This is a genomic window from Streptomyces sp. MK7 (assembly GCF_032658145.1).
Lineage (GTDB): Bacteria > Actinomycetota > Actinomycetes > Streptomycetales > Streptomycetaceae > Streptomyces > Streptomyces spiralis.
In genome coordinates, this window is sequence record NZ_JAVACL010000010.1 from 1 (window position 1) to 25,585 (window position 25,585).

The window sequence follows — 25,585 nt, forward strand, 5'->3', positions numbered from 1 at the left end:
CACCCGCAGCAACACCCGCTGCCGGCACCGGCCTTCGCCATGCCACCGCCGACGCGACGCGAAACCACACACCGACAAGAGCGCGTAGCACGGCAGGGCCTGCCGAGGGCCGCCGGGTGCGGTCGGCGGCCCTCGGTTTCATGGTGCTGTCTTGACCGAACGACGGCCGGCGAGGTCAGGCGTCACCCGTGTCGTTCGGTGTCGCCTCACCGAGCATGGCGAGGGTCAGCACGTTGCCGGAGACGCCCCAGCCGCCGTCGGCGACCTCTTCGACCAGAACCATGGTGTTGTTGCGGGCGCGCTCGCCGTAGATCTCGACGTACAGCTCGGTGGTGCGGGTGACGATCTCCTCCTTCTGCTTCTGGGTGAGAGTCTTCTCGGGGACCTTGAAGTTCGCGAAGGGCATGGCTGGTCGTTCCTTCTCTCAGTGGGGTGTTGCAGGGCGCTGCCTACGGTGAGCAGGCTGTCCAGTCCGATACGGAGGAAGAAGTCGGCGCGAAGGCGGTCGGCGACCGCGGTGACGACTTCGCCGCTGTCTCGGCTGGGGTCTGTGTGGGTGCGCAGAGGCCGCTGGAGGCCCCGGTGACCGTGATGACTTCCAGTGGCCGGCCGCGGAGGCCGGGAACGCGACGACCTCGGCGATGTCGGCCGGAGGGCCGGGCGGGGCCGCGATGCGGTCGAGGGAGGTGTGAACAGGCATTGCTGACTCCTGTGGTGGATGCGGGTCGGGCCGCGGCTCGCCGTCGCCCTGTTCCGCCCTCCACGATCGGCCGGTCCCCCGCCCCTGGCCAGGGTTGTGTCTTCCCAGAGGTTGCCGCCCCCTGGCTACGCCCCGGCGCGCGAGCGACCATGGCGGGGTGAACCTTCCAGAACTCGGTGCCTTCCTCAGGACACGCCGCGACCGCATCCGCCCCGTCGAGGTCGGTCTCCCCACAGGCCCGCGCCGGCGGGTACCCGGGCTGCGCCGTGAGGAAGTCGCCCAGCTGGCCGGGTTGTCAGCCGACTACTACACCGAGTTGGAACGCGGCAGCGCAAAGAACGGCGTGCAGCCCTCGACCCAGACCCTGGCCGCCCTCGCCCGAGCCCTGCGCCTGAACGGCGACGAGCGCGACCACCTGTTTCACCTGGCCGAACGGCCGGTCCCCCCGTCAGCGCACGGATCATCGGCACACGTGCAGCCCGCGCTCCTCGGACTGCTGGACCGGCTGTCCAACACCCCCGCGCGTGTCATCACCGACCTGCACGAAACCCTGGTGGAGAACGATCTGGCCCTGACTCTGCTCGGCAAGTCCCCGGCACACCGCGGCCCGGAGGCGAGCTTCGTGTACCGCTGGTTCACCGGCCCGCAGGCGCGCGAGATCTACCCGCCCGAGGACCACCCGCAACACTCCCGGGTGTTCGTGGCCGACCTCCAGGCAGCGGCCGCCCGGCGCGGCCGGGACGCGGAGGTCACGAAGATGGTCGCCGCGCTACGCCGCCGAAGCCACGAGTTCGCAGCCCTCTGGGACACCCACGATGTCGCGGTGCGCCGCATGGACCACAAGAGGATCGTCCACCCCCTGCTCGGTGTCATCGAACTCGACTGCTACAACCTGCTCAGCGAGGACGGACGCCAACGCCTGCTGTGGTTCACCGCGCCGCCCGGAAGCCCGGGAGCCGAGCAGCTGGAACTGCTGTCCGTCGTAGGGACCCAGGAGCTGAGCGTCACGGAGGGCATGGCACGGGAAAGGTTGTCCGCGGCGAAATCCGAATCGCGGCCCTGACGAGACCGGGCTGGTGGACCTGTGCGGGAAGGGGGGCATCGCCTCCGTACCGTTCTTCGCGGTCTCCGGCGGTGAGGGCCGGACTTCGGCGGGAGCGCAAGGGCTGCGGCGACGACCGGGGCCACGACGGCGGCGTCAGACCGGGTCACGCGCCGCGAGCCGTTCTGCGGAAGGCCGTCGGGGTCGTTCCGGTCCGCTGCCGGAAGAACTTGGAGAAGTCGCTCAGCGCCCCGTTGGTCGAGCAGGCCGGTTTTCCCGTGCCTCACTGGGTCGGCACGACCGCCTCGCTGATCGGACAGCCCGACGTGGGGGTGCTGACCATGAGCGGAATGGCGTAGGCCGCCCGCCACTGGTCGGCGCCTTGCACGGACCGGGCGGCCAGAGAACGCGCAGCACCCGGCCCGCTGAGCATCGGCATGCCCAGCGGGCCGATCGGCCGGATCGCCGGCGCCCGCAACGGTCCCCCGAACGGAGGCCTCCCGTCGTTACGGAAGTGATTGGGCCGTTCGCAGGATCCGAGACAACGAGACGCTCGCGAGCGTGACCCGCCGTCAACTGCTTCCCCGCTGATCGCAGCGCGCTTCGGAGCAGGGACGGGATCCACGGTCCGCGCCCCCCTGCATCGATGGCCCATACAAGGGAGCGTTACGGATATATCCGTGTTTTGTAACGCGAACCCTTTCGCCGATCTTGTGTTGCCGAGGAGGGCCACAGTGTGGGGTCTCGGCACCGAGCCGGGATTCGCATTGCACTCCCTGCTCCGACCAGGGTGTGCACGCACATGAGAGGACAGCTTCATGTCTGTGTCTCGTACGGCGGCCCGCCTGCTCGCCACCTGCGTGGCTTCGGGCTTCCTCGTCGGCGCGGCCGCCATGCCGGCCCTCGCCGCCGGAGCCGACCATCACCACGACAACGGGAGGACTTACCCGCACGGCCACCGTTCGGAGGCCATCTGGAGCGACCGCGACCACGACGGTCAGCGCGATCGTTTCGGCGACTGGGACCGGGACCGGGGTCGGCACCACGGCTGGTACCACGACCGCCACCGGGACCGGGGCTGGCACTACGGCTGGTTCCACAACCGTCACCGGGGTCACCACCACTACCTCGGCCACCACTAGCCGGCCTTGACGGGCCTGCTGTGACACGGCGGCCGACCACGCCGCCGTCCTCATGGCGGGCACGGCAGTTGCCCCCGCCGGGGGCCGAAGACTGTTGCGGTTTCTTCGGTCCCCGGCCACGAACTGCCGGCGAAGAATTCAGACGAAGCCCACCACGGCGGTCGACGCGCTGAGTGCGCACCAGTGAGGCCTGAGTGATGTGGATCACAAAATACCTGCGTGTCACGCGCAACTGCGGCCCCTGCGGCTGTCGTCTGAGAGGAAGTCGGGCCCCTCAGGGCCGGGGAGCGAGAGAGCGGGGCAGGTCGTGGGACGGCGCAGGGGCGGCATAGGGATCGCACTTGTCACGGTCGCGATGATGGTGGGCGCCAGTGCCTGCGGCGGGGGCGGCAGCGACAAGGCGAGCGGGGACGACGCCAAGGCGTCGGGCAAGCCGAGCCCGAGTGCCTCGCCCTCGCCCACGAAGCCCGCGGGCCCGCCGATGCTGCTGGACACGATCACCCCGCAGACGGGCACCACGGTCGGCGTGGCCATGCCGATCTCGGTGGTCTTCACCAACCCGGTGGCGGCGAAGGCGCGGGCCACGGTCGAGAACCACATGAAGGTGAGCGCCTCCCAGCCGGTGGCCGGCGCCTGGCACTGGATGGGCGACAGGCGCGTCGACTGGCGGCCGAAGACGTACTGGCCCTCCGGGACCAAGGTACGGATCGACGCCGACATGAAGGGCGTCAGCAACGGCAACGGCCGCTACGGCGTGCACGGCTACACGCACACCTTCACGATCGGCGACGACGTGCGCGCGGACGTCTCGGTGACCGGCCACACCATGAAGGTGACCCGGAACGGCAGGCTGCTGCGCACCCTGTCGATCAATGCGGGCAGTGCCCAGTACCCTACGTGGAACGGCACGATGGCCGTCATCGACAAGCAGGAGAAGGTCCACATGACCTCCTGCAGCGTCGGTATCAGCTGTGACAAGGGCAGCCCCAACTACTACGACCTGACGCTGCCTTGGGACGTTCACCTCACCCAGTCCGGCACCTACGTGCACTACTCGACCGGCGACCCCAATCCCGGCAGCGGCAGCGCCCGCGGCTCGCACGGCTGCGTCCATCTGTCCATGTCGGACGCCAAGTGGTTCTACCGCCAGGTCAAGCAGGGCGACCCGGTCACCATCACCGGCTCGCCCCGCGCCAAGGCCCCCGCCGACAACGGGTACGCCGACTTCGACCTGGGATGGGACCAGTGGCTCGCAGGCAGCGCGGCCGGGGAGCAGACGACCGCGACGCTGTGACGTACAGCAGCAACGAGACCGGCCGCGGCATGCGGCTCCCAGATCGACCTTCCTCCTCGGACGCCTAGTGCGCTGACGGTACGTCAGCTCACGCCGAGGCATTCGGCGACCCCCTTCGGACGGCGGCTTCGCCCCGAAAGGCCGAAGGGCCCACCGTGTTGCGCGAGGCGGGCGGCGTCGCAACGCCCGAGATCATCTCCGCGGACGCGACCTGCCCCTACTGAACGTGCTGCGACCCCTGCCGGGCGCCGACGTGACCCGCGCGCCTTGATCCAGCCACCTCACGGCCCTGACGCATCGCAGACTCACGGCGTTGGCGTGCCGAGTCGACGATGCCGAATCGTGTGTGCGCCGAGTGTCCGGCCCGCCCAGGAGTTCAACAAGATGTCGAATTCTTGGATGTTCAGCCGAAATCCTTGACTGCCGCCTCCAGTGGAATCTATAAATCCCTTATCTCGAAAGCGTAATTCCACAATACGGAAGCACCGCAGGTCTCCGCTTACAGTCCCCAGCCACACACCCGCTGCCCGCGGAACTGAACACCCCTCCCTGTCTGCCTCTTCCCACCTGGCGGCCCGTCACAACGCCCTGCCGCACGTGGTGGAACACCCGCTCGCTCCCGGCGGCCGAGCGCGCCGCCCCAGGAGGTTCCGAACAATGAAGCCCGTCCACCTGCTCGGCATAGTCCCCTTTGCCGGCATCCTCGGCGGCATTTTCTTCGCCAACAGGGTGACGCCCTACGTCCTGGGCATGCCCTTCATCCTCTTCTGGCTGGTCATGTGGGTCGTCCTGATCTCGGCGACCATGGCCGTCATCTACCGCCTCGACCCGGCCAACCGCACCGCGCTCCGCGAGCCCGTGCAGCAGGAGGAGCGCACCTCATGACCGCACTCGCCGTCATCTTCGTCTTCCTCGCCGCCTCGATCGGGCTGGGGCTGCGGGCCCGGCGCGGCAAGGACATGGACCTCGAGCAGTGGTCGGTGGGCGGCCGCGGCTTCGGCACGGTCTTCGTCTTCCTGCTGCTCGCGGGCGAGATCTACACGACGTTCACCTTCCTCGGGGCCTCCGGCTGGGCCTACGGCAAGGGCGCGCCCGCCTTCTACATCCTCTGCTACGCCTCGCTGGCCTACGTCCTGTCGTACTGGCTGCTGCCACCGATCTGGCGCTACGCCAAGGAGCACCGGCTCGTGTCGCAGTCCGACTTCTTCGTCGCGAAGTTCGAAAGCCCGCTGCTGGGCACGCTGGTGGCGCTCGTGGGCGTGATCGCGATGGTGCCGTACCTGGTGCTCCAGCTGAAGGGCCTGGGCATCATCGTCTCGGTGTCCTCCTACGGACACGTCTCCCCGCACTGGGCGATCGTCATCGGAACGGTCGCGCTGACCGTCTACGTGACCATCTCCGGCATCCACGGATCGGCCTGGACGGCGCTGCTCAAGGACGTCACCATCCTGGCGGTCGTCCTGATCCTGGGCATCTATCTGCCGCTGCACTACTTCGGTGGCATCGGGCAGATGTTCCACCGGGTCGACGAGGCCCAGCCGCACTTCCTCACCCTGCACTCCAGCGGGATGAGCCCGTCGTGGTTCGCCTCCACCGTGCTGCTGTCCGCGCTCGGCTTCTACATGTGGCCGCACACCTTCAGCGCCACCTACAGCGCGCAGAACGAGCGGGTGTTCCGCCGCAACGCCATCTTCATGCCGCTCTACCAGCTCATCCTGCTGTTCGTCTTCTTCGTCGGCTTCGCCGCGTTCCTCGTCGTGCCGGGTCTCAAGGGCTCGGACTCGGACCTGTCGCTGCTGCGGATCACCACCGCGTCGTTCCCGCCGTGGTTCGTCGGCATCGTCGGCGGGGCCGGCCTGCTCACCGCGCTCGTTCCCGGCTCGCTGCTGCTGATGACCTCGGCGACCTGCCTGGCCAAGAACGTCTACCGGATCGCCCGCCCGGCGACCAGCGACGCGCAGACGGCCCGTCTCGCGAAGCTGCTGGTGCCGGTGATCGCCCTGGTCTCGCTGTACTTCACCTTCAACGGCGGCAGCACGCTGGTCTCCCTGCTCCTGATGGGGTACGCCCTGGTGACCCAGCTCTTCCCCGCCCTGCTGGCGAGCCTGGCGCCGCGCCGCCTGGTCACCACACAGGGAGCGGCCGCCGGAATCGTCGTGGGCGTCGCGGCCGTCGTCGCGGTCACGGTCAGCGGCGCAAGCCTGGGCAGCCTGCTGCCCGGCCTGCCGCAGGCCGTGAAGGACCTCAACGTGGGTGTCGTCGCCCTCGTCCTCAACTGCGTCGCGACGGCCGCGGTCTCTCTGGCCACCCGGCGCACCGCCGGTCACGGCCGGCCGTCGGCGGCGGACCGGACGAACCGGCCCCAGGCCACGGTGAGCTGAAATCCGGTCCGCCGGCCTGTTACAGGGCATTACAGAGCCCCAGCCGTGGCACTGCCATGGCAGGTTGCCGGCGACCAGTAACAGCGGGAGAGCCATGACAGTGCCCGAGCCGGTCGCCGCGCCGCGGGGACGGCTCGTCTCGACGCGCTGCGGCGGTCACGACTGCGTCCGGAGAGACGACGGCCTCGTCGTGTCCCGGCGGGGCGGCCTGTCCTGGCCTGGTGGCGCGGGAGCGGTGCATGGAGAAGGGCCCGGATCGTCTCCGGGCCCTTCTCCCTCTCGTAGCGGGGACAGGATTTGAACCTGCGACCTCTGGGTTATGAGCCCAGCGAGCTACCGAGCTGCTCCACCCCGCGTCGTTGACACCACTCTACACGTGTCCGACCCCGGTGAGGCACCACGGGGCTCGTCGCGGGTGGTCACGGCGCCGCGACTGCCAGCACCAGCTTGCCTGTGGTGGTGCCGGACTCGATGCGGCGGTGGGCCTCGGCGGCGCGCTCCAGCCGCAGGGTCTCGACCTGGACCCGCAGCTCCCCCGATGCGGCGGCCGCCACCGCGCGGCGCAGGGCCCGGCCCGTCTCGTCGGGGAAGGCGGCGGAGAAGGCCGCCAGGTTGAAGCCCGAGAGGGTCTTGTTCGTGAACCACAGTTCGTTGGCGGGGACTCCGACGTCCTCGGCGCCCGAGGCGTTGCCCATCACCACCAGGCGGCCCATCGGGGCCAGCCGGTCCAGGCCGGCGCGGCGGGCCGGGCCGCCGACCATGTCGACCACGATGTCGAACTGGCCGGTGTCGGCGAGCCGGTCCCGCAGGATCACCTCGTCGTAGCCGAAGCTCTTCGCAGTGTCGATCTTGGCCGCACTGCCGACGGCGCCGACCACGCGGCCGGCGCCCAGCAGGCGGGCGACCTGACCGAGCTGGCTGCCCACGCCGCCGGCCGCCGCGAGGACCAGAACGCTCTGTCCGGGCTCGATCCGGGCCACCCGGTCGAGGACGAGGAACGCGGTGGTGCTGTTGGACGGCACCGCTGCGGCGACGTCCATCGACAGGCCGAGGCCGTCCAGCGGCGCGACGAGGTCCGCCGAGGTGACCGCCACCTGCGCGTAGCCCCCGCTGTCGACGATCGTGAGCGCGGCCACCGGCTGACCGACGGCCAGGTGCTCGACGCCCTCGCCGACGGCCCGGACCCGTCCCGACACCTCGATGCCGGGCACGAACGGGAGCGGCACGTCGACCACGCCGCGCCGGTAGAGGATCTCGGCGAAGTTGGCGCCCGCGTACGCCACGTCGACGGCGACCTGGCCCGGTCCGGGCTCGGGAACCGGCCGGCCGGCGACGCGGAGCACGTCGGCCCCGCCGAACTCGGGGATGGTCACTGCCTTCATCTGCGTGCTGCTGTTCATGGCACCGATCCTGGGGGTACGGCGGCGCGACGGGCAGTGTGTGCTCATCCTGGGTGTGTCACCACCAGGCAGCAGCGCTCGGCTGATCGGCACGATCCTGGCGTGCCGGCGGAGCGAGGGCGTTGTGGGGCCGTTTCGCGGGTGGGACGATGCCCTCAAGACGTCCATCGGCGACAGGGGGAGGCCTCTTGAGGGACGAGGAGCGCGGTTCCCGGGCCGCGGCGGTGTTCGACGCTCTGGGAGCCGACTACGAGAAGGCGTTCGCCGGCTCGGCCGCGCACCGGTCGTCGCTCGAGTGGGTTCTTGGCCGGCTCGCGCCCGGCAGTCGGGTGCTCGACGTGGGCAGCGGAACGGGCCGGCCCACGGCGGAGACCCTCGCGGGCGCGGGGCATGAGGTGCTGGGCGTCGATGTCTCACCGGTCATGGTGGAACTCGCCACCCGGCAGGTGCCCGGGGCTTCCTTCCAGTGTGCCGACATCCGTGAAGTCCCCCTGTCCGACGCCTCGTTCGACGCGGTCTGCGTGTACTTCTCGCTCCTGCAGATGTCGCGCGACGACCAGTCTCGGCTCATGCGGCGGCTCGTGCGGGCGCTGAAGCCCGGCGGCGGCCTGGCCGTCGCCACGGTGCCCCTGGACGTAGAGGACGTCGAGGGTGTCTTCATGGGCCAGAAGGTACGGGTGACGAGCTTCGCGGCCGACGACTTCGCCGCCATGGTCACCAAGGCGGGCCTGACTGTCGTATCCCAGGAGAGCCTCCTGTTCACTCCGTCCCACCCGGACGCCGTGCCCGAGCCTCACCACTTCCTCCACTGCCGCCGCGAGGACACCGGCGCAGTCTGAACTGCGCTCACTCGTGTGACGGCCCCGTCACCCCCGGACCCGCACGCATCATGGCGCGCATCCTGTGTCCGGCACAGCCATCTGCGCCTCGGCGTACCGGCGGCGATGGTCAGTGTGCCTCCGACGCCCGCAACCGCCGCCGGCAGGCCCGCCGCAGCCGCTCAGTGGGCGCGCCGACCAGTGGTGGTGATGCGGGTGACGGCTTCCAGGGTGAAGGCGCGGTCCTGCGGTTCCTGGGCCAGTGCGCGATGCAGTGTCAGCCCTTCGATGAGAGCGTCCAGTTGGCGAGCAGTGGCGGGGTCGAAGTGCTTTTCCAGCTGGACTCGGCTGCGGGCCGTCCACTCCCGGGTGAGTGCCCGATAGGCGGGTCGGCGTGCGGCCAGGGTGTAGAGCTCCTGCGTGAGGACGAGGTCGCGTCGGCTTCCCCCGGACAGCGCGTGGATGAGGTCGGCCACCGCGGTCCTGGCCTGGTCGCGGTCGGCCGGAGCTGCCAGATGGGCGTCGAACAGCGCGACGATGTGGTCGGTGAAGTGGCGGAACGCCTCGCGGAGCAAGTCGTCGATGCCCCTGAAGTGGTAGGTCATCGACCCCAGGGGCACGTGGGCGCGTGCGGCGATCTTCCGGTGGGAGACTCCTGCGACACCTTCGTCGGCGATGAGGTCGAGGGTCGCGGCGATGATGCGCTCGCGGCGCTGCGGATCGGTGTGTCCCGTGGCCATGGCAGCGGCGTCACAGGGTTCGCACGGGCCGGGCCGGGTTGCCGACGGCGACGACGTTCGCGGGGATGTCCTTGGTCACGACGGCTCCGGCGCCGATGACGGAGTTGTCGCCGACGGTGACGCCGGGCAGGACGATGACACCGCCGCCGATCCAGACGTTGTCGCCGATGGTGATCGGCCGGGCGGCTTCCAGCTTGTCCCGGCGCGACCGCGGCTCCAGGGGGTGGGTGGGGGTGAGCAGCTGGACGTTGGGACCGATCTGGCAGTCCTCGCCCATGGTGATGGCCGCGACGTCCAGCGCGGTGAGGTTGCAGTTCACGAAGGTGCGCGCGCCGATGGTGATGTTGCTGCCGTAGTCGACGTACAGCGGCGGCCGCACGTGCGCTTCGTCGCCCAGGGCGCCGAGCAGTTCGGCGAGCAGCGGCCGGGCGGTGTCGATGTCCTCGGCGTAGGCGGCCTGGTAGCGGGCGGCCAGGCGCACGGCCCGCTGCTGGCGGCGGGTGATCTCGGGGTCGTCGGCGATGTAGAGGTCGCCCGCCAGCATGCGTTCCAGGTTCGTACGCGGGTCGCCCGCGAAATGGTCCGTCGTCATGCGTACGACCGTATCCGCAAGAGCGTACGAACGTACGCTACGGACCGATCGCCGGTGGCGGCGAGGCCGCACGCCTTGCCGACCGCCCGCTGCCGGAGCATCGTGGTGATAGCCGGTGATCGGCGCAGGACAAGGCGTGCACGACGATGAAGCGGAACATGCGACCCAGCCGACTCGCTCCGGCGTCGGCAGACGTCCACTTCGACGCACCCGAAGCGATCGTGGTCACGGACGCGACCGGGCGGGTGACGCACTGGAGCGCCGGCGCGCCCGCGCTGTGGGGCTACGCCCCCGAGGACGCCATCGGCAGACCGCTGGCCGACCTGGTCACCGCCGACGCAACCGCGGTGAGGCACCGCGACGGCAGGGCTCTGGAGACGCGGGTGCGTGTGTTCCCCCTGGGGTCGGTCGAGCAGCCCGCCGGGTTCGTCCTGGTAGCCGGGGGCACACCGGGCAGCGGTGAGGAGGCTGGGAACGGCGCCCTGGTGAAGTGGACGTTCGACCAGCATCCCACCGCCCTCGTGATCTACGATCACGAGGCCCGCATCCAGCGGCTGAACACCGCCATGTCCCGGATCATGGGGTACGGCGAGGACGAGATGCGCGGGCGCTTCCTGGCCGAGATCGTCCCGGGGTCGGTGTACGAGGAGATCGAGCGGAGGATCCGCCGGGTGCTCAGGACCGGGCAGGCGGAATACACGGAGCCGTTCGTCAGGACGCCGGGCGAGGCGAAGGCGCACGCCTGGTTCATGGACATCTTCCCGCTCAAGGACGCGGCCGGCCGGGTACGGGGGGTGGCCGTGTCGGCGTCCGACTTCTCGCAGCAATACGACTTCCGGGAGCGGCTGGCGCTGCTGAGCGAGGCCAGGACCCGCATCGGATCCAGCCTGGACGTGGAGGGCATCGCCCAGGAGCTGGCCGAGGTCGTGGTGCCGCGCTTCGCGGACGTCGTCAGTGTCGACCTGCTGGAACCGGTCTTCCACGGCGGTGTGCCCGGACCTGTCCCTTCCGGCCCTGTTGTGCTGCGCCGGGCGGCACACCGGACGGCGTTCGTCCGGGACACTCACCTCCAGGGCCCGGACGCGCTCCACCGCTATCCGCGCTCTTCGCCCATCACACAGTGCCTGGTCGACGGCCGATCGGTGCAGCACGCCGTGACCGACCAGGAGATCGTCCGCTGGCTCGCCGACGATCCCGTTCACGCGGAGCAGATCCGTGCCGGCGGGGTGCACTCGCTGATCGCCGTCCCGGTCCGAGCCCACGGCGCCACCCTCGGGGCGGTTGTGTTCGGACGACGTGCAACGTCCCTCGAGCCCTTCGGCCCCGAATGTCTGGCCATCACCGAAGACCTGGTCGACCGAGTGGCCATCTGCCTGGACAACGCCCGCCAGTTCACCCGGGACCGCGGCATCGCGCTGACGCTCCAGCGGAGCCTGCTGCCGCGGGGACCGACCGTTCACCCGGCCGCGGAGACAGCCGTCCGTTACCTTCCCGCAGGCGGCGAGGTCCAGGCGGGCGGCGACTGGTTCGACGTGATCCCACTGCCCGGAGCACGGGTCGGCCTGGCCATCGGTGACGTCGTCGGCCACGGTGTGCACGCCTCCGCCACCATGGGGCGGCTCCGTACAGCGGTGCGCACCCTCGCCGACCTCGACCTGCCGCCCGACGAACTCCTCACCCATCTCGACGACATCGTGACCCACGCGGAGGGCGGCCAGGACACGGACGCCCTGGGTGAAATCCCCGGCGACATCGGCGCCACGTGCGTGTACGCCGTCTACGACCCGGTGTACGGCACCTGTTCTCTGGCCCGTGCCGGTCACCCGGCCCCACTGCTCGTCCGCCCGGACGACTCCGGAGGTGTCGTCGACGTGCCGGTCGGCCCTCCGCTCGGGCTGGGCAGCCTGCCCTTCGAGGCGACGGAGCTCACCCTGCCCGCGGGAAGCCTGCTCGCCCTGTTCACCGACGGTCTTGTCACGGCCGGCGGCCGCGACATCGACGACGGACTGGCCGCGCTGCGCAGCGCTCTCTCCCAGCCCGCCTCCTCGCTCGAGGAGCTGGCCGATACCGTGCTGGACACGCTGTGTCCCGGCCCACGCGACGACGACATCGCCCTGCTCCTCGCCCGCACGCGGGTCCTCGATCGTGACCACGTCGCCTGCTGGGAACTGACCGCTGATCCCTCCGTCGTGGCCGAGGCTCGCAAACGGGCCTGCGACCAGCTCGGCATCTGGGGACTGGAGGAGGAAGCCTTCGTCACGGAGCTGGTGGTCAGCGAACTGGTCACCAACGCCATCCGGTATGCCACCGGCCCGATCAGACTGCAGCTGATCAAGGAGAGTGCTCTGATCTGCGAAGTGTCCGACGGCAGCAGTATCGCCCCTCATCTGCGCCGGGCCAGGCTGAGCGACGAGGGCGGCCGCGGCCTGTTCCTGGTCGCCCAGCTCACGCGGCGCTGGGGCACCCGCTACACCCGCGCGGGCAAGACGATCTGGGGCGAACAACCCATCGGTGAGGCGTACAGCGCCCCATGAGCCCTGTGAGCGCCATGAACCTTGTGAGCGTCATCGGCGAAACGGCTTGAGCGTGGCGCGGACCTGCTGCGCCGCGCCCCAGTCGTGGTCGAACTGGGCGATGACGGCCAGGTGCTGCCGCAGCTGAACGAGCGGCATCCGGGCTCGCCAGTCGGCGTCCAGGCCGGTCAGCTCCGCGTATACGTCGAAGAACCGCTTCGCCTCCGGCGGATGCGGGGAGCACCACAGGTGGGCCAGGTCGACCTCGGCCCATGCGTAGGAGATCGCGGGGTCGATCAACGCGGGCCCGCCGTCCTCGGTGGCGAGGACGTTGTGCGCCCACAGGTCACCGTGGGTCAGGCAGGCGGGCCGGGGTGGCAGCAGGTCGGGCAGCCGGTCACACAGGCGTTCCAAGGCTCGCCGATCCTGCTGGTCCAGCGCCGTCTGGACTCGGCGCTCCGGCAGCCAGCGCAGCAGCCGGCGCCGGGCGAAGAACTCGTATCCGTCAACGGTCCACGTGTTCTCCTGCCGGTAGCGGCCGAGCCAATTGTCGCGCTCCCAGCCGAACCTGTCGTGCACGGTCGAGGTGTGCAGCCGTGCGAGCGCGTGGGCGAGCTGCTCCCAGAAGGCTTCCTGTGCCGGACGCGCCTGCAGGGCGGACAACACCAGCACGTCCCGCGTCGCCAGTACGACCTCGGGCGTGGCAACCGCACCGCGTTCCCGCAGAGCGTCGAGTCCTTCCGCCTCGGCCGCGAACAGGCCGTCCGCAGGCACGTCGACGAACGACTTGACGAACAGCGGGGTCCCGCCGCGCCGCGTGGCGAGACCGGCGAGCGCCGCCATCCCGCCCTCGACCGGCTCGACTGCCGTGACATCGCTCAGTCCCGCGGCATGGAGGCGATCAAGCAGCAATGAGGCTGTCTGCACGAGCCGCAGGCTACCTCAGCTTCGCCGCGTCGATCTCCCGGAATCACGACCACGGATGCCGCTCTCGACAACTGCCCCCGCTGCGGGAGACGTTCGTATGCCGGCCGCGCACCGGGGCCGACGGTGCGCCCGCGTCCACCGCCAACCACCCACCGTGCAGAGCTGGTCAGCCGGCCGCTCCTGCGAGAACGGCACACGGACACAGAGGCAATCGGCCCCAGGAACACCGCACCGGGGAAGGACCGGAGGCGAGAGGTGACACGTGCAACAGGCGTGGTTCACGGGGCCCGCGCCAGATGATAGACACAGCGGGGTCACAGTTCCTGTCCGCCAGCAGGAAGGTTGCTGCCGCATGTCCGCAACACGACGTCAGATCCTGGCCCGAGCGCGCTCCCTGGGAGCGGGCATCGCCTTCAGCGGGGCACTGTCCGAACTCTTCGCGGGCACCGCTGCCGCGCTGAACCTGGGCCCAACCGGCTACGGCACCCTTGTCCCGGACCCGAACGGCCTGCTCGACCTGCCGGAAGGTTTCCGCTACATCGTGCTGTCCCGCGAGGGCGACCAGTTGCGGTCGGGTGAGGGCCTTGTGCCGTCCAGCCACGACGGCATGGCCGCCTTCACCGGCAGAGCACGGTGTACGCACCTCGTCCGCAACCACGAGAACCGCGCCACCGCGAAGATCCCGGTCCCGGCCGTCGAGGGTCTCACCTACGACCCGGCAGGCAAGGGCGGGTGTACCACCCTCACACTGGACTCCCGCAACCGCGTCCTGTCGGAGCGTGTCGCCATCGCCGGCACAGCCGTCAACTGCGCGGGCGGCCATACTCCTTGGGGCACCTGGCTGACCTGCGAGGAGACCGAGGACAAGGCGGGTACCAACGGCTATACCAAGGACCACGGCTTCATCTTCGAGGTCGATCCCTCCGACCCGCACCGCACCGGCGCCGTCCCACTGACCGCGATGGGCCGCTTCCAGCACGAGGCGATCGCCGTCGACCCGCGCAACGGCGTCGTCTACGAGACCGAGGACGCCTTCCTCAAGCCGTTCGGCCTCTTCTACCGCTTCCTTCCCGACAAGCCGCTGGGTGGCACGGGTTCTTTGCGGGCGGGCGGCCGGCTGCAGGCGATGCGGGTGCCCGGCACACCGGACCTGTCGACGATCCAGGACACCGGCGCGGTCTTCGACGGCGTCGAGTGGGTGGACGTACCCGACCCCCTGGCCGCCTCCAGCCCCACCCGTCTGCAGGACTACGGCCCGGCGGGGATCACCCACGCACAGAAACTGGAGGGCTGCTACTGGGGCGGCAGTTGCGTGTACTTCGTGTCGTCCTTCGCCCGCAGCACGGACGGCTCCGCGGCCGACCACTACGGCCAGATCTGGCGCTACGATCCGCAACGGCGCCGCCTGACCCTGGTGATCGTCTTCGGTCCGGGCACCGATGTGCAGCTGCCCGGCGAGTCCCCCGACAACATCTGCCTCTCCCCCAGCGGCGGCCTGATGGTGTGCGAGGACGGGAACGGCGCCCAGCACGTCTTCGGTGTCACCCGCGGCGGCGAGGTGTACGCGGTGGCGCGCGGCCGGCAGAACATCGGCACCCCGGACGCGCCTGAATGGGGGGAGTTCGCGGGTGTCACATTCTCCCCCGACGGCGACACGATGTACGTCAACTGCTACACGCCGGGCACCACCTTCGCGGTCACCGGGCCCTGGCGCGGGTAGAGATCAATCTGCCCGCACCACCCGCACCCTCTGGGAGGTGATCCGGTCTGCGCGGTGTCGTCGGCGCGAATAGCCTGGAAGGGAGCAGCACCAGGGCGGGACAGATCCTCCCGATGCACTCTCTTCGCCGAGGGGGGACGCGAGACAGGCAGGAAGAGCCATGCCCTGGAATCTGAACGGCACCTATCTGGAGAGCTGCAACTGCGACGTGGTCTGCCCCTGCACCACCTCGGGCCTCGCCGCACCGGCCGATCACGAGCGTTGCCCGGTGACCTTCGCCTTCCACGTGGACCACGGGGACGTGGACGGCGTGGACGTCTCCGACCGCAGCGTCGCCGTCTTCGTCGACGCGCCCCGGGTGATGGCCGAGGGCGGCTGGCAGGTGGCGTTGTACGTCGACGCCTCGGCCGACGACGACCAGGCGGAGGCGCTGAGCAAGGTCTTCTCCGGCCAGGTCGGCGGGCCGATGGCGGCGCTCGCTCCGCTCGTCGGCGAGGTCCTCGGCATGCAGCGCGTCCCCATCGACTACCGCGACGACGGCCGCCGCCACGCCGTGCGGGTGGGTAACGCCATCGACATCGAGATCGAGGACCAGATCGCTCCGCAGTTCGGCGAGGACGGTCCGGTCATGGGCCTGACCGGCATGTTCCACCCGGTGAACAGCACGCTGACGATCGCCCGGTCCACCCGGGCGACGGGCGACGACGTGTACGGCCGGTCCTGGGACTTCACCGGCGGCAACGGACACTCGGCCCCCTTCACGTGGTCCGCGTGACCGGTGGGCCGGTCACCGTCCGCCGCGCGGCGGGCCCCGTGGGACTGCTGTTGGTCGCGGCGGCCGCTGCCTGGGTATGGGTGGTGACGCGCTGGGGAGGCATGCAGGCGATGCCCGGCACCATGGGCCTGGGCCTGCCCGCCTTCCTGGCCGTGTGGACGCTGATGATGGCCGCGATGATGCTGCCCGCCACGGCGTCCGTCGCGGCGCTGTACGCACGCACCATCATCGCGCACCGGACACCGCGCATGGCCGTCTTCACCGTCGCCTACCTGCTCGTCTGGGCAGCGGCCGGGCTGCCGGCGTACGCGCTGGCCGCCGGCCTGGGCCGCGCGGCGAGCCTCCCCGCCACGGTGGGGACCGCAGTGGCCGCGGCCGTGTTCGCGGTCGGCGGCGTCTACCAGCTCACTCCCCTCAAGGACCGCTGCCTGACCAAGTGCCGCTCGCCGGTCGGGCTGATGCTCCGCTACGCCTCGTACCCGCGGCGCTCGCGCGATCTTCGTGCCGGAGCCCACCACGGGGCCTTCTGCCTGGGCTGTTGCTGGTCGCTCATGACGCTGCTGGCCGTGTTCGGCGTGATGAACTTGTTGGCCATGGTGGTACTGGCCGCCGTGATCACCGCCGAGAAGCTCGCTCCGGCCGGTCGCCTGGTGGCCCGTACCGTGGGGATCGCCTCGATCGCCATGGCCGTCGCCGTCTTCTGGGTCCCGGCGCTGGCTCCAGGCCTCACCGGCGGGGACATGAGCGGGATGTGAGACGTTCCCTGCCCACCCGGCGGCCGGACCATCGCGGACGGCAGGGCGATCTGACCGAGTCACCGGTCACCCGCCGAAGACGGTGGCATGGACGCGCAGAAGGTGACCTTGCGGAAAATGGCGCGTGCGGCGATAGACCCTGCGCAGGCGGTACAAGCCGCGGAAGGGAGCCGGCTCGGAGGCACGCCGGGGCGACCTGCGCGGCAGACGCTCTCGCTATCGGGGTCAGTGCAGGAAGGGGGGAAGCCGGTACGAGCGCACCACGGCGGTCACGGTCGCGGCGATGAGGGCCGCGACCCACGGTGCCAGGTCGCGCAGCGGTCCGGGCCCTTCCGTCTCACACCGCGTGGTGGCACCCGCCCCTCGGGGTCGTAGACGACGGCGAGCGCGTCCCCAGGCCGTGTCGCCTGCCCGCAGCCGCGCCAGATGCGGATCGTGAGCGGGACGCCGCCGCGGTCCGTCACCGAGCAGAGGTAGCGGGTGTGCCGACCGCCCGCCGCCCGGCCGTCATCGACCGATGTCACCACCACGTACTGGACCCGCCCCCGTTCCGCCAGCACCGCACCGGCGGCGGCCTGCGGCGCATGGAGCACGAGGCACACTCCGAGCAGGGCGGTGACTGCGATCAGTGCACGGCCGGCTCCGATACACGACAGGTACAGGGCGAGGGCGGCCGCGCACACCGGTCCCGCCACGCCGTCGGCCAGCGAGGGCCTGCCCGTCCAGGCACCCAGGACGGCCGTGCCGACGATCCCCGCGGCGCAGAGGCTTCCCGCGAGGATCCCCTCTCCGAGGAGCCGCGCGGGCGGCAGCCCGACGAACTCGGCAGGGCCCCACACCGTGGTCCGCAGGTGCGCCATCAGGTGCGGCTCGGCATGGGTCGAGGGCCGACGCCTGCGCCGCATGGGTGTCACACTTCCGCGTCCCTTCCACGCCCGTCGGCGGGCCCGATGCACAATTCCCCTGCGTCATGCAAAAGCCGGCGTGTGCAGGGAAGCGCCGTCCGAGGGCGAGCGTGTGCGACCGGGCGGGCGGAGACCGCCACCCGCAAGCGGCATGCGGTCAGCACCGCCCGGGTGACGGCATCGGCAACGTCCAGAGCACCACAGGGGGTCACGCGCTCGGGCATACGGCCTTCGACCATGCCGACGCCGGCGCGCTTCACTCGACGGGAGAACACTGCCCTGTGGCATGGCCGTGGTAGCGGAGCAGGAGCATCGCGGCGTCGTCGTGGAGCGGCCCGGCGGCGTGCCGGACCAGGTCCGCGCGCAGGGTCTCCAGGGCGCGCTGCGCGTCGGGCTCCTTCAGCAGGCCCGCCCGGTCCCCGAGGGGGTAGAAGGAGCCTTGCGGGTCGCGGGCCTCGGTGACGCCGTCGGTGTACAGCAGCAGCTGATCACCCGGCGCGAAGTCCACCCGATAGGGCTTCGGCCCCTCGACCCCGTGGACGCCCAGGCCCAGCGGGAGGGCGTAGGAGGGCGGCTGGAGGAAGTCGACACCGCCCTCGGCACGGACGACCATCGGCGCCGGATGACCGTGATTGAGGAAGACCACCTCCCGCTCCGACCCGAATTCGGCGAGCACCGCGGTCACGAACCTCTCCCCCTCCAGCTCCCGGGCCACGCTCCGCTCCAGCCGCTCGCCCAGCCCGACCAGATCGGGCTCGTCGTGCGCCGCCTCCCGGAAGGCCCCCAGCACGACGGCGGCCGTCTCCACCGCGGCCAGCCCCTTGCCCTGCACATCGCCGACGATCACACGGATGCCGTGCGGCGAGGCGACCACCTCGTACAGGTCACCACCGATACGGGCCGCCGCGACCGCCGAGGTGTACGACACCGCCGCCTGCAGCCGGCCCGCCGAGCGCGGCACCGGCCGCAGCAGCACCCGCTGGGCCACCTCCGCGATCGACCTCACACTCGCCAGCTCCGCCTCCCTGCGCGAGCGCATCACGGCCGCCACGACACCCGCGCCGGTGACCCCCGCCACCGACGCCATCGCCGTGAACCCCCGGCGCTCCTCGAACAGCCCGTCGTACAAGCCCAGCCCCACGCACAGCAGCAGAGCCGCCACACCGATCGACGCCGTACGCCGCCACCCCCCGACAAGCCCCGCGAAAGCCGGTCCGAGCGAGACCAACGGCAAGAACCCCACCCCCGGCCCCGCGACCACGTCCGCCACGGCCACCACCACCATCGCCACCACCGGCAGCCAGGACAGCAGCACGGAACCCGATCCCGGTCTACCCACCGTCACGACGTCCCTCCAGCGGCCCGACAACAACGAGAGCCGCCGGATCACATCCACCACACAGGCCCTCCCCGGCTTCAGGCTATGCAAAGGTCCTCCCCGGCAAGCGACTTCCGCCACGCGTCTTTATCCAATAGAGGCCGAGAGCCGACATGTCCGATGTGCCGGAGCACCGGCCCGCGTCGCCCAGGTTCACGGTGTGCCGCCGCCCTTCCGGTCACCACCGGACGAGCTGACCCACCGTCATGACGGTGAGTCCCGCGAGGAGAAGGGCGGCGCCGGTCAGCGTTCCCCACGGCCGGACGCCGGAGTCGCTGATCATCCCTGAGCGGGTCGACGCGGGAGGGGCGTGAGTTGCATGGTGGACCGCACGCAGGAATAGCCGTGGGACCCGGCCGGTTGCCACGATCATGACGACGAATGCGCCGCGGCCCGAGGTGCTGCGCTACACCGCCTTCTCCAGCTCCCCCGACGGCGGAAACCCCGCCGGTGTCGTCCTGGACGCCTCCGGGCTGGACGACGGCGACATGCTGGCCATCGCCGCCGACCTCGGATACTCGGAGTCCGCGTTCCTGACGGCGCCTCCGGAGGGTTCCGGCGGCCAGGAGGGGCGGGCGTACGGCATCCGCTACTTCAGCCCCAAGGCCGAGGTGCCGTTCTGCGGGCACGCCACCGTGGCGACCGCGATCGCGCTCGCCGAGCGTACAGGCCCCGGGCATCTGGTGTTCGCGACGCCCGCCGGCACCGTACCGGTGGAGGTCGTCGAGGAAGGCGGGGCGGTGAGGGCCACGCTCACGAGTGTCGAGCCGTACATCGAGGAGATCCCCGCCGCCGACCTCGCGGAGGCGCTCGCCGCGCTCGGGTGGCCGGCCGCCGATCTGGACCCGGCCTTCCCGCCCCGTATCGCGTTCGCCGGTGCCCGCCATCTCGTTGTCGCGGCGGCGACGCGTGCTCGCCTCGCAGACCTCGCATACGACTTCGCACGCCTCGAAGCGCTGATGCTCCGCTTGGACCTGACCACGGTCCAGTTGGTGTGGCGGGAGTCAGCGAGCATCTTCCACGTGCGTGACCCGTTCCCCGTCGGCGGCGTCGTCGAGGACCCGGCGACGGGTGCCGCGGCCGCCGCGTTCGGTGCGTACGCCCGTGAGCTCGGCCTGGTCCCCGACGACGCCGTCCTCACCCTGCACCAGGGCGAGGACCTGGGCCGCCCGGGCGAGCTGACGGTGACGCTGCGACCGGGCGAGGCGGGCGTCCGCGTCAGCGGTACAGGAGCTCGCATCGGCTGAATCGCCGGCCGTGACGGGAGCGCGGCTCGCCTCCGCCGGGGACGCCACGACGTCAGGTCAGGCCATAGCGCTCGTCCGCGCTTCCGGCTCGGGCGCACCCGATGGGCCGGCTTGCAGACAGGTGGTCAGCCGATCGTCAGCTGCCACCTGACCTCTCCGTCGTGCCATTGATCGGTGGGGGTCAGGCCGGTGGTGGTGGCGACGGCGGCGGACGCCTTGTGGTCGGGGTGGATGTGGGCGATGACCGTGCGCACGCCTTGTCTCCGGAGCCAGGCGACCAGTCCTTGGGCCGCTTCGGTGGCGATGCCACGCCGCTGCCAGGGAGTACCCACCACCCAGGCGATCTCCGCCACGCCTCCGTGACCGTCGGCGGTGACCGTCGCCTGGACCGTGCCGGCCAGGCAGTCCGCATCACGCAGCTGTACGACCCAGTTGCACCAGGAGACAGTGGGGTCGGGTGAGCCGGCGACCAGGCGTTCGTAGCGGCTGCGCAGTGCCTGCGCGGTGGCGGGAGCACCTCCGATGAAGGTATGCAGGTCCGGGTCGGACAGCACCGCGGCCATCTCTTCGGCGTGCTCGATCGCCAAGGGCAGGAGTGTCAGCCGGCCGGTGTGGATGGTTGTGGGCTCCAGGAGGCTCACGCCGCCTTCCGTTCGGGGCGTTCGACACGCAGGGGACAGGAGAGGGGACGCAGTGATGGCCGAGCGCGTCATCCAGGCGGATGGTATCGAGCTGTGCACCGAGTCCTTCGGCGACCCCTCGGATCCGCCCGTCCTGCTCGTCATGGGCACCGGGGCTTCCATGCTGTGGTGGGAGGAGGGCTTTTGCCGGATGCTCGCTGAGGGCGGACGTTTCGTGATCCGTTACGACCACCGCGACACGGGCCGATCCGTCACCCATGGGCCGGGCCGGGCCGAATACACCGGCGCGGACCTCGTCGTTGACGCCGCCCGCGTGCTCGACGCCTACGCGATCCCGGCCGCGCACGTCGTGGGCGTCTCGGCCGGAGGGGCCCTCGCGCAACTGCTCGCGCTCCATTACGCCGGCCGCGTCCTCTCACTCGTCCTGATCAGCACGTCGTCCGCTGTACCCGGCGACCGCACGCTTCCCCCACCGACCGAGGAGTTCACCCGGTTCGTCTCGACCGCACACGTCGATTGGTCAGATGCCGACTCGGCGATCGATCATCAGGTCGCCTATGTGCGCGTCCTCGCGGGGGGTCGGCGCCCGTTCGACGAGACCGCCGCCCGCAGCCTTGTCCGTCGCGACGTCGAGCGCGCCCACGATTTCACAGCCGCCCGCAACCACGACGCACTTCCGGACGGCGAGCTCCCGCAGGCGTCCCTGTCCTCGATCGCCGTGCCCACACTGGTGATCCACGGGACCGCCGATCCGTTGTTCCCGCTCCGGCACGGTGAGGCACTCGCGGAACAGATCCCCGGGGGAAGGCTATTGGTCCTGGAGGACGCCGGGCACGGGGTCGAGCGAGCGGACTGGGCGGTGATCGTCTCCGCGATCCTCGAACACACCGCCGGATCGGCATGACGGACACGGACCTGCTGGCTCGGCGCGGCGGCAGACCCGAGGACCCGATTCCGATGGCCATCGATACGCCGCGGGCAACGGGTCAGCCAACCCATGATCCAGGGAGGTCCGCGCGGGTGATCGCGAGATCGGCGACCGTGCGGCCGCGTGCATGGATCCAGCAGTGATCCTGCAATCCGTCCCGGCGCAGCAACCGGCCGGGGCCGCGTACCAGCGTATGGGTGAGTCCTCCTCGCTCGCCCACATCGGACAGTCAGGCAGGCCGACACGGGAGTAGGAACCCTGGAGATTCGGCACCAGCGTGTCCGGCAGTTCGCAGGCGTCGTACAGGCTGTCGGCTCCGAAGAGCGACTCGCTCAGCACCAGCTCGACCCACGCCAGCGACATCCGGTCGAGAAGGGGAATCCAGCCCTGGTGGGATTCCACCACCACCGGAGGATCGTCCTGCTCGGTGCGGTCGAGGGGAATCGCCCATGACGCGCAGTCCTGGTTCTCGCGACGGAAGACCAGGACGCCACCCAGGGCGTCGTGGACATGGAGCCCGGCTGGTGGGGACCAAGGGGTCCTGCTGTCGGGTCAGGTCGTCCCGGTGGCCCAGAAGCGCGTATCCCTCCCGCAGAGCGGCGGGGAGTTCAAAGCCGAGATCACCTTCCGCGGCAAGCAGCTCTTCCACGTCGCAACCGTCTCCGGGTTGCAGAGGGCGCCCGGTCCACTGAGCGGCGAACCACCGCACGAAGTCCCAGGCCTGCGAGCGGTCGGCCGGCCCGCCTCCCGGTGCCGCGGACACGTCGGGACTCTCCACCATGCCGGGGACGCTACCGCACCTCCCTCGGGCGGGCGGTGCGGGCAGGCCACGGTGCCTGCTCGTATGCTGCCGACATGACCATCCAGACCCCCTCCCTGACGCCCGCGGAAGCCTTCGATCTGCTCCTTTCCGGTAACCGGCGCTTCGTCGCGGGCACCCCCGAGCACCCCAACCAGGACGCCACCCGCCGCGCCGAGACGGCGCCGGTCCAGCATCCCTTCGCGGTGCTGTTCGGATGCTCGGACTCCCGGCTGGCCGCCGAGATCATCTTCGACCGCGGGCTGGGTGACCTGTTCGTGGTCCGCACCGCCGGCCACATCGTCGGCGCCGAGGTGCTGGGCAGCATCGAATACGGGGTGGACGTGCTGGACTGCCCGCTGGTGGTGGTCCTCGGCCACGACTCCTGCGGCGCGGTGGGCGCCGCGTGCGCCGCGCTGGAGGACGGCAAGGCGCCCGCCGGATACATCCGGGACGTCGTCGAGCGCGTCACCCCCAGCGTGCTCGCCGCCCGGGCCGCCGGTCGTCTCGAGGCGGACCAGGTCCTCGCCGAGCACGTCAGGTCCACCGTCGACCTGCTGCTGGACCGCTCCCGTATCCTCACCGAGCGCGTCGCCGCCGGCCGGGCGGCCGTGGTCGGCCTGTGCTACCGCCTCGCCGACGGCAGCGCGCAACTCGTCGCCGCCCGCGGCCTCGACGAGGCGGTCTCCGCCACGTCCTGACCGCCCGTGGGCGGTGCCGTCGGACCCGGTTCGTCGTTATGCGTCGACGGGGCCACGGGACGGGCCGGAGCAGATCGGTGAGAGGATGCGAGGGTGTCGGCAACAACCAGTGACATCGAGAAGGCGGCCGGTGTTCTGCGCGCGGGGGGTCTGGTGGGCTTCCCGACCGAAACCGTCTACGGTCTGGGCGCAGACGCCGAGGATCCCGCCGCGGTCGCGCGTATCTTCGAGGTCAAGGGGCGCCCGCCCTCCCATCCGCTCATCGTCCACATCGGCGGCGCTCAGCACCTGGACGACTGGGTCGAGGACGTGCCCGCGACGGCGCGCCTACTGGCCGAGCGCTTCTGGCCTGGGCCCCTGACGCTGGTCCTCCGCCGGGGCCGGCGGGTGCCCCTGGAAGCGACCGGCGGCCTGGACACGGTGGCCGTGCGCGTGCCCGACCACCCCGTCGCCCTGGCACTGCTCGCGGCCTTCGGCGGCGGTGTCACAGCCCCGTCAGCCAATCGCTTCGGCCAGGTCAGCCCCACCACGGCCGAGCACGTCCGGGCGGAGCTCGGCGACGGAGTCGACTTCGTCCTTGACGGCGGCCCCTGCCAGGTCGGCGTCGAGTCGACCATCGTCGACGCGACGGGCCAGATCCCGAGCATCCTCCGGCCCGGCGGGGTCACGCGCGAGGATCTCGAAGCGGTGCTCGGGCACCGGCTCGCGGTCCCCTCGACAAGCCGGATCCGGGTGCCGGGCCAGCACCCGTCACACTACGCACCGCGGGCGCGGGTCGTCCTCGTCGAGCCCGAGAAGGTCGTCGCCGAAGCGGAGCGCGCGCAGGAGCTGGGGCACCAGGTCGGCGTCTTCCTTCCGCCCGCCCTCGCCGACGCCCCGGTGAAGGCGCACGCCGTGGTGGCCCTCCCCGACTCGCTCACCGCCTACGCCCGCGGCCTGTACGGACTTCTGCGCGAGCTCGACCAGCAGGGGTGCGACCTCATCATCGCGTCCCTGCCCGTGGAGGACGGGCTGGGACTGGCGATCGCCAACCGGCTCCGCCGCGCCGCGGGTCCCCGGCCCTCCTGAGCGACCGGCACCGGCACAGCGCGCCCGATGGCCGAACCGGAACAGGGTGACGGTCGCCCCCATGGCAAGCGGTCGTCTCCCATGGCGAGCGGTCGTCTCCCACGGCGGGTTCGGCTCCTGCCCCCGCTCATCGCCGGCCGGACTGGAGGCTCAGTCGATCACGCCGCAGACCCGCAGTCCCACGGGTGTTCCGCACGGCAGATGCCCGTGGGTGGCGACCACTCCCTTGCCCGTTCCGTTGTCGACGGCGAACGCCAGGAAGCTGGAGGCCAGCGAGTCGGCAGGCGGACGGCCGTAGGTGTAGGCGTACTCGATCTCGCGGTACGGGTAGCCGCTCGACTCGAGGCGGTCCAGGTCGGGGGCGTGCCCGTCGAGATCGATGCGGTGCAGTCCCCGAGGCCGCTCCGGAGTGGAGGCGGCGCGCAGAACTCGCCCGCGATGAGGATCTCGTCGGCTGGGATGTCCCGGGTGTGCTGTGTCTCGTGGTCGCCCGGTACGTGCCGGAGTCGCCGCGCCGGCTCGCCGGCCACGGGCGCCACGAGCAGGTGCTCGACACCATGGCCGCGATCGAGAAGAAGGGCGAGAGGATCACCGGCGGCCCCCCTCCCCGAACCCGCGCCCCCGGTGCCCGTCGCACGCCGGACCGCGGGCAGGGGCGGCCTGCGCGAACTCCTCTCCGGCCGCTACCGCAGGCGCGCCCTGGTCGTCGGGGCCCTGTGGTTCGCCGGCTACTTCGTCGACTACGGCGCGGTCTACGCGGACGGCGCCCTCGGCACCGTCTTCGTGACCCTGGCGGTGGTGGCCCTCGCGCGGTCGGTCACGGCAGCGGCGGGCGCGGAGGAGACGAGCGGGCAGCGGCTGGAGGACGTGGCGCCGTAAGCGATCCGTAGGCAGGCCGCCCGTCCGCCGCACATGACGACGGCCCGCACGGCGGGTGGGAGAAAGCCGGCCGCCGAAACAAGGGCAGGGATGCGGGTCACCCGCTCCCTGCCCTCGCCGTGCCCGGCCGGCGAACGAGAGCGTGGCCCCTGACACGATCAGGGGCCACATCCGCCGCATCGCCCTCCCCCCGCCGGACCGGTGGGCGGCTACGGCAGGCTCAACCACGGTCGTGGCGTC

The 25,585-nt window shown here is 71.0% G+C and carries 24 protein-coding genes, 1 tRNA gene and 1 pseudogene; 16 read left to right on the forward strand and 10 right to left on the reverse strand.

Annotated elements, in window-relative coordinates; translation table 11 throughout:
- Nucleotides 1-175: 175 nt before the first annotated feature.
- Entirely contained in the window at nt 176-406 is a 231-nt protein-coding gene (locus R2S09_RS14050; protein ID WP_316741332.1) for a 4-oxalocrotonate tautomerase family protein, read from the reverse strand.
- Nucleotides 407-857: 451 nt separating this feature from the next.
- Here R2S09_RS14050 and R2S09_RS14055 point away from each other — a divergent pair, with 451 nt between their 5' ends.
- The 6 genes from R2S09_RS14055 (at nt 858) to R2S09_RS14080 (ending at nt 6,559) form a co-directional block, all read left to right on the forward strand.
- Nucleotides 858-1,763: a helix-turn-helix transcriptional regulator gene (locus R2S09_RS14055; RefSeq protein WP_316741334.1), complete on the forward strand. Its 906-nt coding sequence runs from the start codon at nt 858-860 to the stop codon at nt 1,761-1,763.
- Between the two features lie 209 nt (nt 1,764-1,972).
- The gene (locus R2S09_RS14060; protein WP_306192848.1) at nt 1,973-2,101 is read left to right on the forward strand and encodes a hypothetical protein; all 129 of its coding nucleotides are present in this window, start codon (nt 1,973-1,975) and stop codon (nt 2,099-2,101) included.
- A 459-nt stretch (nt 2,102-2,560) separates the two neighbouring features.
- Nucleotides 2,561-2,884, forward strand: coding sequence for a hypothetical protein (locus R2S09_RS14065; RefSeq protein ID WP_306192849.1), 324 nt, complete (start codon nt 2,561-2,563; stop codon nt 2,882-2,884).
- Between the two features lie 307 nt (nt 2,885-3,191).
- The gene (locus R2S09_RS14070) at nt 3,192-4,178 is read left to right on the forward strand and encodes an Ig-like domain-containing protein (RefSeq protein ID WP_372337854.1); all 987 of its coding nucleotides are present in this window, start codon (nt 3,192-3,194) and stop codon (nt 4,176-4,178) included.
- A gap of 657 nt (nt 4,179-4,835) precedes the next feature.
- Nucleotides 4,836-5,063, forward strand: coding sequence for a DUF3311 domain-containing protein (locus R2S09_RS14075; protein ID WP_306192850.1), 228 nt, complete (start codon nt 4,836-4,838; stop codon nt 5,061-5,063).
- Nucleotides 5,060-6,559: a sodium:solute symporter gene (locus R2S09_RS14080; protein ID WP_316741336.1), complete on the forward strand. Its 1,500-nt coding sequence runs from the start codon at nt 5,060-5,062 to the stop codon at nt 6,557-6,559. Before R2S09_RS14075 ends, R2S09_RS14080 begins: the two co-directional genes overlap by 4 nt.
- A 282-nt stretch (nt 6,560-6,841) precedes the next feature.
- Here the strand turns inward: R2S09_RS14080 and R2S09_RS14085 are convergent.
- Both R2S09_RS14085 and R2S09_RS14090 read right to left on the reverse strand, forming a co-directional pair.
- Nucleotides 6,842-6,915, reverse strand: a tRNA-Met gene (locus R2S09_RS14085).
- Between the two features lie 63 nt (nt 6,916-6,978).
- The gene (locus tag R2S09_RS14090) at nt 6,979-7,959 is read right to left on the reverse strand and encodes a zinc-binding dehydrogenase (protein ID WP_316741337.1); all 981 of its coding nucleotides are present in this window, start codon (nt 7,957-7,959) and stop codon (nt 6,979-6,981) included.
- Between the two features lie 149 nt (nt 7,960-8,108).
- Here R2S09_RS14090 and R2S09_RS14095 point away from each other — a divergent pair, with 149 nt between their 5' ends.
- Nucleotides 8,109-8,798, forward strand: a complete 690-nt coding sequence (locus tag R2S09_RS14095) for a class I SAM-dependent methyltransferase (protein ID WP_316741339.1) — start codon at nt 8,109-8,111, stop codon at nt 8,796-8,798.
- 161 nt (nt 8,799-8,959) lie between these two features.
- Here the strand turns inward: R2S09_RS14095 and R2S09_RS14100 are convergent, their stop codons facing one another.
- Both R2S09_RS14100 and R2S09_RS14105 read right to left on the reverse strand, forming a co-directional pair.
- Nucleotides 8,960-9,517: a TetR family transcriptional regulator gene (locus R2S09_RS14100; protein WP_316741341.1), complete on the reverse strand. Its 558-nt coding sequence runs from the start codon at nt 9,515-9,517 to the stop codon at nt 8,960-8,962.
- A gap of 10 nt (nt 9,518-9,527) precedes the next feature.
- Complete coding sequence (locus R2S09_RS14105) at nt 9,528-10,109, reverse strand: sugar O-acetyltransferase (protein WP_316741343.1); 582 nt, start codon at nt 10,107-10,109, stop codon at nt 9,528-9,530.
- A gap of 158 nt (nt 10,110-10,267) precedes the next feature.
- Here R2S09_RS14105 and R2S09_RS14110 point away from each other — a divergent pair, with 158 nt between their 5' ends.
- A complete protein-coding gene (locus R2S09_RS14110; RefSeq protein ID WP_316741344.1) occupies nt 10,268-12,643 on the forward strand; it encodes a SpoIIE family protein phosphatase in 2,376 nt (791 codons plus the stop codon).
- A 30-nt stretch (nt 12,644-12,673) separates the two neighbouring features.
- On the opposite strand, the gene R2S09_RS14115 is transcribed toward R2S09_RS14110, so the two are convergent.
- Complete coding sequence (locus tag R2S09_RS14115; RefSeq protein ID WP_306192858.1) at nt 12,674-13,549, reverse strand: fructosamine kinase family protein; 876 nt, start codon at nt 13,547-13,549, stop codon at nt 12,674-12,676.
- Between the two features lie 352 nt (nt 13,550-13,901).
- On the opposite strand from R2S09_RS14115, the gene R2S09_RS14120 reads away from it, so the two are divergent.
- From R2S09_RS14120 to R2S09_RS14130, 3 genes are all read left to right on the forward strand, one after another.
- Nucleotides 13,902-15,269 (forward strand): alkaline phosphatase PhoX, encoded by a 1,368-nt coding sequence (locus R2S09_RS14120; RefSeq protein ID WP_306192859.1) that lies wholly within the window; start codon nt 13,902-13,904, stop codon nt 15,267-15,269.
- Nucleotides 15,270-15,429: 160 nt separating this feature from the next.
- Nucleotides 15,430-16,044 (forward strand): DUF1326 domain-containing protein, encoded by a 615-nt coding sequence (locus tag R2S09_RS14125; RefSeq protein WP_316741347.1) that lies wholly within the window; start codon nt 15,430-15,432, stop codon nt 16,042-16,044.
- On the forward strand, nt 16,041-16,799 hold the full coding sequence (locus R2S09_RS14130; RefSeq protein ID WP_306192861.1) for a DUF2182 domain-containing protein: 759 nt from the start codon (nt 16,041-16,043) through the stop codon (nt 16,797-16,799). Before R2S09_RS14125 ends, R2S09_RS14130 begins: the two co-directional genes overlap by 4 nt.
- Before the next feature lie 269 nt (nt 16,800-17,068).
- Here the strand turns inward: R2S09_RS14130 and R2S09_RS14135 are convergent, their stop codons facing one another.
- Together R2S09_RS14135 and R2S09_RS14145 are read right to left on the reverse strand one after the other, a co-directional pair.
- A complete protein-coding gene (locus R2S09_RS14135) occupies nt 17,069-17,704 on the reverse strand; it encodes a hypothetical protein (RefSeq protein ID WP_316741350.1) in 636 nt (211 codons plus the stop codon).
- Between the two features lie 256 nt (nt 17,705-17,960).
- Nucleotides 17,961-18,989, reverse strand: coding sequence for a PP2C family protein-serine/threonine phosphatase (locus tag R2S09_RS14145; RefSeq protein ID WP_316741453.1), 1,029 nt, complete (start codon nt 18,987-18,989; stop codon nt 17,961-17,963).
- 464 nt (nt 18,990-19,453) lie between these two features.
- Here R2S09_RS14145 and R2S09_RS14150 point away from each other — a divergent pair, with 464 nt between their 5' ends.
- Nucleotides 19,454-20,329, forward strand: a complete 876-nt coding sequence (locus tag R2S09_RS14150) for a PhzF family phenazine biosynthesis protein (protein WP_306189603.1) — start codon at nt 19,454-19,456, stop codon at nt 20,327-20,329.
- Nucleotides 20,330-20,454: 125 nt separating this feature from the next.
- Here the strand turns inward: R2S09_RS14150 and R2S09_RS14155 are convergent, their stop codons facing one another.
- Entirely contained in the window at nt 20,455-20,970 is a 516-nt protein-coding gene (locus R2S09_RS14155; RefSeq protein ID WP_316741352.1) for a GNAT family N-acetyltransferase, read from the reverse strand.
- A 55-nt stretch (nt 20,971-21,025) separates the two neighbouring features.
- On the opposite strand from R2S09_RS14155, the gene R2S09_RS14160 reads away from it, so the two are divergent.
- From R2S09_RS14160 to R2S09_RS14170, 3 genes are all read left to right on the forward strand, one after another.
- Entirely contained in the window at nt 21,026-21,874 is an 849-nt protein-coding gene (locus tag R2S09_RS14160; RefSeq protein ID WP_316741354.1) for an alpha/beta fold hydrolase, read from the forward strand.
- An 879-nt stretch (nt 21,875-22,753) separates the two neighbouring features.
- Nucleotides 22,754-23,398, forward strand: a complete 645-nt coding sequence (locus R2S09_RS14165; RefSeq protein WP_306189607.1) for a carbonic anhydrase — start codon at nt 22,754-22,756, stop codon at nt 23,396-23,398.
- 93 nt (nt 23,399-23,491) lie between these two features.
- A complete protein-coding gene (locus tag R2S09_RS14170; protein WP_316741355.1) occupies nt 23,492-24,466 on the forward strand; it encodes an L-threonylcarbamoyladenylate synthase in 975 nt (324 codons plus the stop codon).
- Nucleotides 24,467-24,616: 150 nt separating this feature from the next.
- Here the strand turns inward: R2S09_RS14170 and R2S09_RS14175 are convergent.
- A pseudogene (locus R2S09_RS14175) lies at nt 24,617-24,892 on the reverse strand (phosphate ABC transporter substrate-binding protein); the annotation flags it as partial.
- Between the two features lie 198 nt (nt 24,893-25,090).
- On the opposite strand from R2S09_RS14175, the gene R2S09_RS14180 reads away from it, so the two are divergent.
- Nucleotides 25,091-25,345: a hypothetical protein gene (locus tag R2S09_RS14180; RefSeq protein WP_316741356.1), complete on the forward strand. Its 255-nt coding sequence runs from the start codon at nt 25,091-25,093 to the stop codon at nt 25,343-25,345.
- Nucleotides 25,346-25,585: the final 240 nt, after the last annotated feature.